The organism is Streptomyces albofaciens JCM 4342 (assembly GCF_008634025.1).
GTDB classification, from domain to species: domain Bacteria; phylum Actinomycetota; class Actinomycetes; order Streptomycetales; family Streptomycetaceae; genus Streptomyces; species Streptomyces albofaciens.
Map to the genome: position 1 here is coordinate 547,799 of NZ_PDCM01000002.1, position 11,894 is coordinate 559,692.

Below are 11,894 nucleotides of genomic sequence, written 5' to 3' on the forward strand. Positions count from 1 at the left end.
GCGGCGCGCCGTCACACGCGCACAACCTGCGGGCCCAGCAGCGAGTAGCGGTGGGCTTCGCCCTGTGGCAGCCGGGTGTCGGTGACGATGGCCTCGAAATCCGCCGGCTCGGCGAAGCGGCACAGGCTCACCGCGCCGAACTTGGCGTGCACCCCGGAGAAGATGCGGCGCCGCGACACCCGTACGGCCTGCCGTTTGACCTGGCTCACCGCCGGGTCGGGGGTGGTCAGGCCGTACTCCCGGGAGATGCCGTTGGCGCCGATGTACGCCAGGTCGACGACGAACTCGGACAGCATGCCCGCCGCCCAGTGGTCGGCCGTGGCCACGGTGGCGCCGCGCACCCGGCCGCCCAGCAGCACCACGGTGACGTTGGCCCGGGCGGCCAGCAGCGCCGCGGTGGCCAGGGAGGCGGTGAGCACGGTGAGGGGGCGGTCGGCCGGCAGCGCGGCGGCGATGAGCTGCGGGGTGTAGCCCTCGTCGATGAAGACGCTCTCCGCGTCGCTGAGCATCGACGCCGCGGCGGCCGCGATCCGGATCTTCTCCGACGGGTGCATGGTGGTCCGGAACGCCAGGGTGGACTCGTAGCCCGCGCTCTCCACCGGGTAGGCGCCTCCGTGCGTACGCCGCACCAGTCCGTGCTCCTCCAGCACCCGCAGGTCCCGCCGTACGGTCTCCTTGGCCACCCCGAGATCGGCGGCGAGCTTGCCGACGTCCACCGATCCCGCCTCGCGGGCGGTCTCCACGATGCGGCGCCGGCGTTCCTCGGCCTCCACTGCGCACCCCCGGTCCCGGGCGCCGGCGACCGGGCGTGCTCCGCTCGCGCCGACTGCTCAACTGGTCCCTGTCATCCCTGTCCGACTTCCCCCGTGCGGTCCTGAACCCCACTTCTTACCGGCATCCGGCCCTACCGGCCACGCCCGTCGCACCGCACAACGTGCCCGATCGTGCCCGTTTCGGTGCGGGCGGGGCCGCTGTTCGGCCCGCGTCGGGCCCGGGCGGCCCGAACCGGGCGTGCCCGTTTGCCCCGTACGGACGGCCACTTGCGGTCCGAAGGGCGCGAGCCGCCCGGCTGTCAGGCGGCGCGGCAGCGCAGCATCTCCAGGGGGCGGTTGGCGAGGAAGTCGGCCCAGTAGTCGGCGCCGAATGCGCGTACGCCGGCGTCGGACACCTCAAGCGGGACCCACGTCACGTCGGCGAATCCGGCCGCCCGCAGGCACGTCTCGTAGACCTCGCGGCGCGGGCAGGTGCTGACGAAGGAGATCGGCGGGTCGAGCAGCGCGGTGGTCCGCACGCGCGGCCCGGCCTCGGCCTCCTCGCCGGTCAGTTCGGTGTGGAAGCCGTACTTGCGCGGGGACGGCCCGTCGAAGCGGTAGTCGGGCGTCTGGGCGAGGACGAAGAACTCGGCGCCGGGCGCCAGGCTGCGGCGCACGTTGCGGCACATCCGCTCCATGGCGGCGATGTCCGCAGCGTAGTTGAGCAGCTGGACCGCCGTGGCGATGTCGAAGCGCTGCCCCAGGGGCCGCAGTTCGCCGACATCGCCCACCTCGTAGCGCACCCCCAGCGGATCGCGCTCCTCCGCTTTCCGGGCCGCGGCGACCATCTCCCCCGAGATGTCGATGCCCAGCACGTCCGTGGCGCCGCGCCGCTTGAACTCCCTGCTGTAGAAGCCGGTGCCGCAGGCCAGGTCGAGGACCGACTTGCCGCGTACGTCTCCGACCATGGCCAGGAAGCCGGGCACCTCCGCGTAGAGCGCCAGCGGCAGGGACTTGAAGCCCTCGAACGCCTCACCGATCTCGTCGTACTGCTGCACGCCCACCGTGTCGTCCTCTCGTGCGCTCGGTCATGTCCGGGCCCCGGCTCCCGTCCTCGGGGCACGCGGCGGCCCGTGGCGGGCAGTCTCTCCGCACCCCGGCGGACGGGCGTACTGGCGGAAGCCACGAAGATTGGGCTCGCTTCCTGGTCTCCTGTACGGGCCGGCCGGCTGCCCCCTCACGGCCCGGAGCGCCGGGCACGAGCCCGTCAGCGCGCCGCTCCGGGATCGGTGCCGGACTCGTCGCCGCCGCCGTCCGCGGCGCCCGGGCGGCGCAGTGCGAAAGGCTGCACGCCGGCTTCGACGACGCGCTGCGGAAGTTCTGCTTCGACGCCTGCGCATTCCGTCCGGCGAACGCGGGACTCATCGCGCTCCGAGCACGCCCGGCCGGGCGGAAAGGTGCGGAGGATTCCGTTTTCCGTAAGGAGGGATTCGGAACGTGCCGTACCGGGCCACCGGCTTACCTGCGGGAACACTAGGCGTTCTTCTAGAGCCTCCCGGTCATGATTGGCCCGTCTTTCCGTGCTCCCGCCGGGCGGGTTTTCCGGGGTTCCCCGGAGATGCCGAGGGGATTACGGGGAGACAGTGACTCCTCACGCACGGAAATGGTGATCACGCGGCCGGAGTCGCCTCACCCTTACCGCTGCATGTACCGACTCGCCTTTTCCGGAGGCTCCCGTGAAGGAAATACTGACCGCAATTCAGGCACCGGACACCACGGCTGCCGACTTCGCGGCGCTGCCGCTGCCCGAGTCGTACCGCGCGATCACCGTCCACAAGGACGAGACCGACATGTTCGAGGGGCTCGCGGGGTGCGACAAGGACCCCCGCAAGTCGCTGCACCTCGACGAGGTGGCCGTGCCCGAACTCGGCCCGGGCGAGGCTCTGGTGGCCGTCATGGCCTCCTCGGTCAACTACAACAGCGTCTGGACCTCGATCTTCGAGCCGCTGCCGACGTTCGGTTTCCTGGAGCGGTACGGCCGGCGCAGCGAACTCGCCAAGCGGCACGACCTGCCGTACCACGTCATCGGCTCCGACCTCTCGGGCGTCGTCCTGCGCACCGGCCCCGGCGTCACCGCCTGGAAGCCCGGTGACGAGGTCGTCGCGCACTGCCTGTCCGTGGAGCTGGAGAGCGCGGACGGTCACGGCGACACGATGCTCGACCCCGAGCAGCGCATCTGGGGATTCGAGACCAATTTCGGCGGTCTCGCCGAACTCGCGCTCGTGAAGTCCAATCAGCTGATGCCCAAGCCCGGACATCTCACCTGGGAGGAGGCGGCCGCCTCCGGACTGGTGAATTCCACCGCGTACCGCCAGCTCGTGTCCCGCAACGGCGCGGGCATGAAGGTCGGTGACAATGTGCTGATCTGGGGCGCGAGCGGTGGGCTCGGTTCGTATGCGACGCAGTTGGTGCTGGCCGGTGGCGGCACCCCCGTCTGCGTGGTGTCCAACGAGCAGAAGGCGGAGATCTGCCGTTCCATGGGCGCGGAGGCGGTCATCGACCGTAACGCCGAGGGGTACGCATTCTGGAAGGACGAGCAGACGCAGGACCCGCGCGAGTGGAAGCGGTTCGGCAAGCGCATTCGCGAACTGACCGGCGGCGAGGACGTGGACATCGTTTTCGAGCACCCGGGCCGCGACACGTTCGGGGCCAGCGTGTTCGTCACGCGCAAGGGCGGCACCATCGTCACCTGCGCCTCCACCTCGGGCTACCAGCACCAGTACGACAACCGCTATCTGTGGATGTCGCTCAAGCGCATCGTGGGCTCGCACTTCGCCAACTACCGCGAGGCGTGGGAGGCCAACCGCCTGATCGCCAAGGGGAAGATCCACCCGACGCTGTCCCGGACCTATCACCTGAGGGAGACCGGGCAGGCGGCGTACGACGTGCACCGCAATCTCCACCAGGGCAAGGTCGGCATTCTGGCGCTCGCGCCCGAAGAGGGCCTCGGCGTACGGGACGCGGAGTTCCGGGCGCGGCACGTCGACGCCATCAACCGCTTCCGCGGGACGGTGGAGGACTGACCCGCACCACGCACGACGGTTGAGGGGCCGGCCCTTTACGGGGCCGGCCCCGATGTCGTGGAAGGCGGGTGCGGGTGCCCCGGAAAGCACCCGCACCCACCCGTCAGCGTTCCGCGTCCATCAGCCGGAACAGGTCCTCGTCGCTGGCCGACGTCAGGTCCAGGGGCCCGCCGGTGCCGGTGTCCGTGTCGCCGTCGCGCCCTGCCGTGATCGCCTTCAGCCGCGCCACCGCTTCTGCCGGGACCTCCGCGCCGGAGGTGAGCAGGGACTCCAGCTCGGCCACGACCGTGTTCACATCGCGCGGGGCGGTGGACGCGGGCGCGAGGCGTTCGCGTACGAGGCGGACGACCGCGTTCGGCGTGGGGTGGTCGTAGACGAGGGTGGCGGGGAGCCGTACGTCCGTGGCCGCGATGAGGCGGTTGCGGAGCTCGACGGCGTTCACCGAGTTGATGCCCATCTCCTTGAACGTGTGGTTGCCCTCGTTGTCGAGCGGCTCCTGGCCGCCGAGCACGGCCGAGGTCTCGGCGAGCACCAGGGAGCGTACGTACGCGTCCTGTTCGGCGTCTTCGAGACCGGCCAGGCGGGCTTCCAGCCCGGACGGCTCCGCGTCGGCCGACGGCGCGGCCGCGCCGATCGCGGCGCCCACGAAACCGCCCCCGGCAGCCGCACCCGCCGCCACCGGCCCCGCCGCCAGCCAGAACCGCCGCCGCTGGAACGCGTACGTCGGCAGGTCGGCGGGCCGGGCCCCGGGCAGCACCGCGTCCCAGTCGACGGGTGCGCCGTGGGCGTGCACCCGGGCGGCAGCGGAGAGCAGGGACTGCCGGTCCGGTACCCCGGAGCTCAGGCTCGGCACCACCGCGGTCCCCTGCTGCGGGCCGGCCGTCTCCAGGCACTCGTCGATCATGGGAGTGAGCAGCGGCTCGGCGCCCAGCTCCAGGAAGCCGGTGACGCGCTCGTCCCGGAGCCGGTCGATCGCGTCCTTGAAGCGCACGGGCTGCCGTACGTGCCGTACCCAGTGGTCCGGGTCGCGCGCCTCCTCGTCGGTCAGCGGGCGGCCGGTGACGGTGGAGACGAGGGGGACGGTGGGCGTGCCGTAGGCCAGCGTGCGCACGACCGCGCGGAACTCCTCCAGAATGGGGTCCATCAGCGGCGAGTGGGCCGCGACCCTCATGGGGATGCGGTGGGTCTTGTGCCCGGCGGCGCGGAGCCGGTCCGTGAGGGCGATGAGCGGTGCCTCGGCACCGGAGAGTACGAGGGAGTGCGGCCCGTTGACGGCCGCGACCGACACGGAGCCCGAGGCGTCCTCGGCGAGCCACTCCCGCACCTCGGCCTCCGAGATGCGCACCGCCACCGTCGCGCCGCCGGTCGGCAGCGAGCTGATCAGCCTGCCCCGGGTCGCCACCAGGGTGCAGGCGTCCTGGAGGGAGAGGATGCCGGTCACGTGCGCAGCGGCGATCTCGCCGGCCGAATGGCCCGCCAGCAGGTCCGGGGCCATGCCCCAGGACTCGTACAGCCGGTAGAGGGCGACCTGGACGGCGAACAGCGAGGGCTGCGAGTACTCGGCGTTGTGCAGGAGCGTGGCCTCGTCGGAGTCGGCGTCCGCCCACATCACCGAGGTCAGCGGCCGCGCCAGCAGCGGATCGAGGGTGGCGCACACCTCGCGCAGCGCCTGCCCGAAGACGGGGAACGCCTCGGCCGCCGCGCGCCCCATGCCGGGGTGCTGGCCGCCCTGTCCGGAGAAGACGAAGGCCAGGCCGCCCGGCGCGGAATCGTGCGGGGTGACCTCCGCGCTCCGCTCCCCGCGCCCGAACGCGGCCGTCGCGGCCAGCATCCGGGCCCGGTCGGAGGCGCTGACGACGGCCCGGTGCCGGTGCCGGGTACGGGTGGTGGCCAGGGCGTGGGCGATGTCCCGGGTGCGCAGGCCGGGGTGGGCGGTCACGTGCTCGGCCAGGCGGCGGGCCTGTGCGCGCAGCGCCGTCCGGCTCCGGGCGGACAGCACCCACGGTACGGCGGTGTCGTCGGCCGGGTCCGTTCCGTGCCCGCCCTGCGCCTCTTCCGGCTGCTCGCCCGGAGCCTCCTCCAGGATCACGTGCGCGTTGGTGCCGGTGAGCCCGAAGGACGACACTCCCGCCCGGCGCGTGTGTCCGCTCTCCCGTGGCCAGGAGCGCGGCTCGGTCAGCAGCCGTACCGATCCGGCGGACCAGTCCACCTTGGTCGAGGGGTCCGCCACGTGCAGCGTCCTGGGCAGGATGCCGCGGCCCAGCGCGAGCACCGTCTTGATGACCCCGACGACCCCGGCGGCGGCCTGTGTGTGCCCCAGGTTCGACTTCACCGACCCGAGCCACAGCGGCCGTCCCTCCGGCCGCTCCCGGCCGTAGGTGGCCATCAGGGCCTGGGCCTCGATCGGGTCGCCGAGCGGAGTGCCGGTGCCGTGCCCCTCCACCGCGTCCACGTCCCGCGGCGCCAGCCCGGCGTCGGCCAGGGCCTGGCGGATGACGCGCTGCTGGGCGGGGCCGCTCGGGGCGGTGAGCCCGTTGGAGGCGCCGTCCTGGTTCACGGCGGAGCCCCGTACGAGGGCCAGCACGCGGTGTCCGTTGCGGCGGGCGTCGCTCAGCCGCTCCAGCAGCAGCAGTCCCGCTCCCTCCGCCCACGCGGAGCCGTTCGCGGTGTCCGCGTACGCCTTGGCGCGCGAGTCGGGGGCGAGCGCGCGCAGCCGGGCGAAGTGCGTGAAGGGCGCCGGGGTCGCCATGACGGTGACGCCGCCGGCCAGCGCCAGGTCGGTCTCGCCCGACCGCAGGGAGCGGCAGGCCAGATGCAGGGCGACGAGGGAGGACGAGGAGGCGGTGTCGACCGTCAGCGCGGGGCCTTCGAGGCCGTAGGTGTAGGCGATGCGGCCGGAGATCGCGCTGTTGGCGGTCCCGGTGCCGAGCATGCTCTCCCACTCGCCGGGCGCGCCGGACGCGGTGGCGCCGTAGCCGCGCTCCATCGCGCCCGTGAACACGCCCGTACGGGTGCCCTTCAGGGTCGCCGGGTCGATGCCCGCGCGCTCGAAGGTCTCCCAGGCCGCCTCCAGGAGCAGGCGCTGCTGCGGGTCGGTGGCCGTCGCCTCCTGGTCGGACAGGCCGAAGAAGCCCGCGTCGAAACCGCCCGCGTCGGGCAGGAAGCCGCCTTCGCGTGCGTAGCAGGTGCCCGGGCGGTCGGGGTCCTCGTCGAAGAGGCGCTCCAGGTCCCAGCCGCGGTCGTCCGGGAAGGCGCGCATCGCGTCGGTTCCGCCGGCCAGCATCTCCCAGAGGGCGTCGGGAGAGTCGGCGCCGCCCGGCAGCCGGCAGGCCATGCCGACGATCGCCACCGGATCGGCCTCGTCGGCCGGCCGTCTCCGCGGCTCCTCCGGCGTCTTTCCCGGCGCCTTCGCCGCGGCGGGCCCGTCCGGTGCGGCCAGTACGTGCGCGACGGCCCGCGGGGTCGGGTGGTCGAAGGCCAGCGTGACCGGGAGGGACAGCCCGGTCTCCTCCCGCAGCAGGTTCCGCAGCCGCACCGCGAGGACGGAGTCGAGGCCGAGCCGGCGGAATTCGGTGTCGGGGAAGTCCGTACCGGACGGGGTGGGGCCGGCCGGGGCGCCGCTGCCGCCGAGGATCTGGCCGACGCAGTCGCGTACGAGGTCCAGCGCCTCCTCGGCCGTGTCCGGCGGGACCGCGCCGAGGCGGGCCGCGACGGGCGCCGCTTCCGGGCCGGTGCGCAGCTGTTCCTTGAGGGCCCGGCGGTCGAGCTTCCCGGCCGGGGTGAAGGGCAGCTCGCGGACGGTGACCAGTTCGAGGGGGATCTTGTGGTCGGCGAGCCCCAGCCTGCGCAGGTAGGCGGTCACCTCGGTCAGCCCGATCGTCCGGTCCGCGCGGTCGGTCACGACCAGGCACGGGTACTCGCCGAGCCGGTCGTCCGGGGCGCCCGAAACGGCCAGCGGGCCCAGGCCCGCGAGATCCGCGAGCAGGCTCTCGACCTCGGTGGCGCTGAACTTCCGGCCCCCGGTGGCGATCACCTCGGCCGCCCGGCCGTGCAAGGCGACCACGCCGTCCGCGTCGACGGCGGCGATGTCGCCGGTGCGCAGCCAGCCGTCCTCGGTGAGGGCCGAGCGCGTCAGCTCCGGCTCGCGGAAGTAGCCGCGGAACATCGCCGGGCCCCGGTACTGGAGTTCGCCCGTCGCCCCCGCCGCGCACTCCTCGCCACGCTCGTCCACGACCCGTACGCGCGCACCGTCGACCGGCTCTCCCACGCTGCCGCCGGGGTGGTGGGCCCGGGTCCGCGTGCCGGTGCCGATCTCGGACATGCCCCACACCACGACGAGTTCGCAGTCGAGGGCGGCGCGTACCTGTGCGGCGAGCGCGGGCGCGAGGGCGGCGCCCGCCGTACGCACCTGGTGCGGCGCGAAGCCCGCCGGCTCGTCCGTTCGGGCCAGCCGGTCGACGATTTCCCGCAGTTGGGCGGGTACGGCGAAGACGACGCGGGGGTCGTGCTCCCGCGCCAGGGCCAGGAAGCGGTCCGCGTCCCAGCCGGTGAGCAGGACCTGCGTCCGGGCGGCGAACAGCGCCGTGTGCAGGGACTGGAGCCCGAACAGGTGGGTCATCGGGCAGGCGGTCATGACCGTGCCGTCGAAGGCGCCGGCGGCGTCGGCCACGACGGCCGCGGTGTTCGCCAGCAGTCCGTCGTGGGTGTGCACGCACAGCTTGGGCCGCGCCGAGGTGGTACCGGACGAGAGGATCAGGGCGAGCGGCATGTCGGGGGTCAGGCGCACCTGCCGGGGTTCGCTGCCCGTCCAGGCCGCCAGCAGCCCGTCCAGCGCCCCGATCCCCGGCTCCTCGCCCGCAGCCTCCGACGCCCCGGCCAGCAGGACGCCGCGCAGCGTCGGCACGCCCTCCAGAAGCGAGCGGGCCGTTTCCCTGTCCTCGCTCCCGGAAGCGGCCAGGACGAGGAGTACGGGCTCCGCGCGGGTCAGCAGCGCGTGGACCTCCGCGGTCGGGGTGCCCTGGTGGATGGGCAGCAGTACGGCGCCGACGGCCGCGACGGCCAGGTGCAGGGTCGGGAACTCCCAGCGGTTCGGCAGCCGCACCGCGACCACGTCACCGGGCTCGACACCCGACTCCTGAAGGCCACGGGCCAGCGCGCCGACGTCCGCCCGCCACTGCGCCCAGGTCCACGAACGGTCCCCGTCGACGAGGGCCACCGCGTCGGGGTCGGCCTCCGCGGCGGCCTCGAACACCTCGGGCAGCGTGTGGCCGCCCCGTTGGTCCGCCGCGTCGGTGGGCGGCTGGATCACGTAGTCATCTGTGTGGACGGGCACCATCACTCCCGGATCGCTTTGAGCACTTTCATCGGTTGGGGGGCGGGCCGGGGTTCGGACACGAGCTCCTGCCCGGGCGGGCGTCAGCCCTCGTGCACGGTGATGGCCCGGGACGGGCACAGGGCGCCTGCCAGCTTGGCGGTGGCCTCCTGGTCGGCACCGGGCTCGGCGATGAGGGTGACCAGCCCGTCGTCGTCCTGGTCGAAGATCGCGGGCGCGTTCAGCACGCACTGGCCCGCCCCGACGCAGCGGTCGGGGTCAACGGTGATACGCATCTCGGTTTCTCTCCTGCGGTGGATGGGGGCCGCCCGGCGGCCGGTGGTGCCGTGCCGCCGGGCGGGCGGGGCCGGGTACGGTCACCAGCGGACGGGCAGCTCGTGCAGGCCGTAGAGCACGCCGTCGTACTTGATGTTCAGCCCGTCTTCGGGCACGTCGAGCCGGAGGTTGGGAATGCGCTCGAAGAGCTTGCGGTAGGCGACTTCCATCTCGACCCGTACCAGGTTCTGCCCCAGGCACTGGTGTACGCCGTAGCCGAAGGCCACATGGCCCCGGGCGGAGCGGGAGGGGTCGAACGCATGGGGGCACGGGAAGAGGTTCTCGTCGTAATTGGCCGCGGCGACCAGCGGCACGATGCCCTCCCCCGCCTTGATGCGCTGCCCGGCGATCTCCACGTCCTCGACGGCCACGCGCAGGGACACCAGGTCGGCGACCGAGTGGAAGCGCAGGGTCTCCTCCACGGCCCGCTCGTCGCCGATCCACTGGGGGTTCTTCAGCAGGGTGACCACACCGAGCGCGATGTTGTTGGCCGTGGTCTCGTGCCCGGCGATGAGCAGCAGCATCAGCACGCCGGACATCTCGTGCGCACCGATGGCGCCGGTGGCCAGCAGCCGGGTGACGATGTCGTCGCCGCCCCACTTCTGCTTGATGTCGATCAGCCGGTTGATGTACCGCAGGAGGTCCTTGGCGGCGGCCGTGCGCTCCTCGTCGGTGAAGGCGCGGAAGGAGACCAGGACCCGCGTCCGGGACTCGAAGAATTCGCGGTCGGCGGGCGGCACGCCGAGCAGCGCCGAGATCACCAGGGAGGGCACGGGCAGGGTGAAGTCGGCGACGAGGTCGGCGGTGTTGCCCGCGGCCAGCATCGCGTCCAGTTGCGCGTCCACGGTGCGCTCGATCGCGGGCTTCAGCGCGCGGACGCGCCGGACGGTGAACTCCGGGATGAGGGCCTTGCGGAACCGGTCATGTTCCGGTGAGTCCATGCCCACGAACCAGCCGGGAACCTGGTCCTGCTTGGGTACGCCGATCGTCTCCCCGACATTGGGGAAGCCCGCGTGTTCGGGGTTGGAGCTGATGCCCGGGTTGGTCAGGACGGCGCGCACGTCCTCGTGCCGGGTGACCAGCCACACCCGTTTGCCGTCGGGCAGGTGCGAGAGCACCAGGCCTTCCCGGTCGCGGTATGCGGCGTATTCGGGCGGCGGGAAGGGTATGCCCGGCGCGCGCAGCGGGAAGTCGACGACCAGCGGGTCCGTTCCGTGCCCGGTCGCCCCGTCCGCGTCCGTGGCCGCGGCCGTTCGCCCCGTGACCGGGCAGGTGGCCTGCGTGGCCGGTTCGGTGTGCGTCATGAGTGGAGATCCCCTCTCGGGCGGGCCGTCAGCCGGCGCCGTAGAACGCGCGGACCCGGTCGATCACGAAGTCCTGGTCGGCGGCGGTCAGTCCGGTGTGGGTGGGCAGGTACAGTCCGTCCTCGGCGAAGGCGTTCGCCTTGAGCGAGGGCCAGTCGGGGTGGAAATACATGGGCTGCCGGCTCATCGGCTTGAAGAACAGCCGGGTCTCGATGGACTCCCCGGCCAGGAATTCCCGCAGTTCCTCGCGGCGTTCGGCGCGCAGGTCGTACATCCACAGCACGTCCCGCGGCGGCATCAGCGTGATGCCGGGGACATCGGCCAGCCCCTCGTCGTAGCGCTTCTCGATTCCGCGGCGCACTTCGAGGATGTCGTCCAGGCGCTCGGTCTGGGCCAGCGCGACGGCGGCCTGCATGGCCGTCATGCGGTAGTTGTAGGCCACTTTCTTGTGCAGGAAGCTGTGGTCCTTCGTGAACGCCATGGCCCGCAGGTGCGCCAGCTGCCCGGCGAGTTTCGCATCGTCGGTGAGGCAGATGCCGCCCTCCCCCGCCGTGATGATTTTGTTGGCGAACAGCGAATAGCACGCGATGTCACCGACCGGGCGGATGCCGTGCGCTTCGGCGCTGTCCTCCACGACCCGCAGGTTGTACTGGTACGCGATGTCCATCACCGCGTCCATGTCGCACCGGCGGCCGTAGATGTGCACCGGCATCACGGCCTTCGTCCGCGCCGTGATCTTCTCCTCGATACGGGCGACATCGATGTTGAGGTCGTCCGCGCAGTCCACGAACACGGGCGTGGCGCCGGTGTACGTGACCGCCCACGCGGAGGCGATCATCGTGAATTCCGGCACGATCACCTCGTCCCCCGGACCGATGCCCAGCGCCCGCAGCGCGAGGGTGAGCGCCGCCGTCCCCGAGGAACAGGAAACGCCGTGCGCGATGCCGTTGTAGTCGGCGAAGGCACGCTCGAACCGCCCGACCATCGGGCCCTGGGACGATATCCACCCGTCCTCGACGGCACCGGTCAGATACGCCAGCTCGTTGCCCTCCAGAGCGGGCCTGGACACGGGATACTTGAACGACATCCGCTGTCTCTTCCTTGCCTT

The 11,894-nt window shown here is 72.5% G+C and carries 7 protein-coding genes; 1 reads left to right on the forward strand and 6 read right to left on the reverse strand.

The window, feature by feature from the left end:
- Positions 1–11 precede the first annotated feature (11 nt).
- Together CP973_RS23225 and CP973_RS23230 are read right to left on the reverse strand one after the other, a co-directional pair.
- The gene (locus tag CP973_RS23225; RefSeq protein ID WP_150244584.1) at positions 12–773 is read right to left on the reverse strand and encodes a DeoR/GlpR family DNA-binding transcription regulator; all 762 of its coding nucleotides are present in this window, start codon (positions 771–773) and stop codon (positions 12–14) included.
- Positions 774–1,072: 299 nt separating this feature from the next.
- On the reverse strand, positions 1,073–1,816 hold the full coding sequence (locus CP973_RS23230; RefSeq protein ID WP_150244586.1) for a class I SAM-dependent methyltransferase: 744 nt from the start codon (positions 1,814–1,816) through the stop codon (positions 1,073–1,075).
- Between the two features lie 672 nt (positions 1,817–2,488).
- Here CP973_RS23230 and ccrA point away from each other — a divergent pair.
- Entirely contained in the window at positions 2,489–3,835 is a 1,347-nt protein-coding gene (ccrA, locus tag CP973_RS23240) for a crotonyl-CoA carboxylase/reductase (RefSeq protein WP_150244589.1), read from the forward strand.
- 103 nt (positions 3,836–3,938) lie between these two features.
- Here the strand turns inward: ccrA and CP973_RS23245 are convergent, their stop codons facing one another.
- The 4 genes from CP973_RS23245 to CP973_RS23260 all read right to left on the reverse strand — a co-directional run bounded on the left by CP973_RS23245 (position 3,939) and on the right by CP973_RS23260 (position 11,873).
- The gene (locus CP973_RS23245; RefSeq protein WP_150244592.1) at positions 3,939–9,170 is read right to left on the reverse strand and encodes a type I polyketide synthase; all 5,232 of its coding nucleotides are present in this window, start codon (positions 9,168–9,170) and stop codon (positions 3,939–3,941) included.
- An 80-nt stretch (positions 9,171–9,250) separates the two neighbouring features.
- Complete coding sequence (locus CP973_RS23250; RefSeq protein ID WP_150244596.1) at positions 9,251–9,442, reverse strand: ferredoxin; 192 nt, start codon at positions 9,440–9,442, stop codon at positions 9,251–9,253.
- 81 nt (positions 9,443–9,523) lie between these two features.
- Positions 9,524–10,786: a cytochrome P450 gene (locus tag CP973_RS23255; RefSeq protein ID WP_244409955.1), complete on the reverse strand. Its 1,263-nt coding sequence runs from the start codon at positions 10,784–10,786 to the stop codon at positions 9,524–9,526.
- Positions 10,787–10,814: 28 nt separating this feature from the next.
- Positions 10,815–11,873, reverse strand: coding sequence for a DegT/DnrJ/EryC1/StrS family aminotransferase (locus CP973_RS23260; RefSeq protein WP_150244599.1), 1,059 nt, complete (start codon positions 11,871–11,873; stop codon positions 10,815–10,817).
- Between the last annotated feature and the right edge of the window lie 21 nt (positions 11,874–11,894).

What these genes read in the sequence shown, in the direction of transcription:
- CP973_RS23250 (WP_150244596.1), bottom strand. Translation starts at nt 9,442, where the DNA reads ATGCGTATCACCGTTGACCCCGACCGCTGCGTCGGGGCGGGCCAGTGC.
- CP973_RS23255 (WP_244409955.1), bottom strand. Translation starts at nt 10,786, where the DNA reads ATGACGCACACCGAACCGGCCACGCAGGCCACCTGCCCGGTCACGGGG.
- CP973_RS23260 (WP_150244599.1), bottom strand. Translation starts at nt 11,873, where the DNA reads ATGTCGTTCAAGTATCCCGTGTCCAGGCCCGCTCTGGAGGGCAACGAG.
- CP973_RS23245 (WP_150244592.1), bottom strand. Translation starts at nt 9,170, where the DNA reads ATGGTGCCCGTCCACACAGATGACTACGTGATCCAGCCGCCCACCGAC.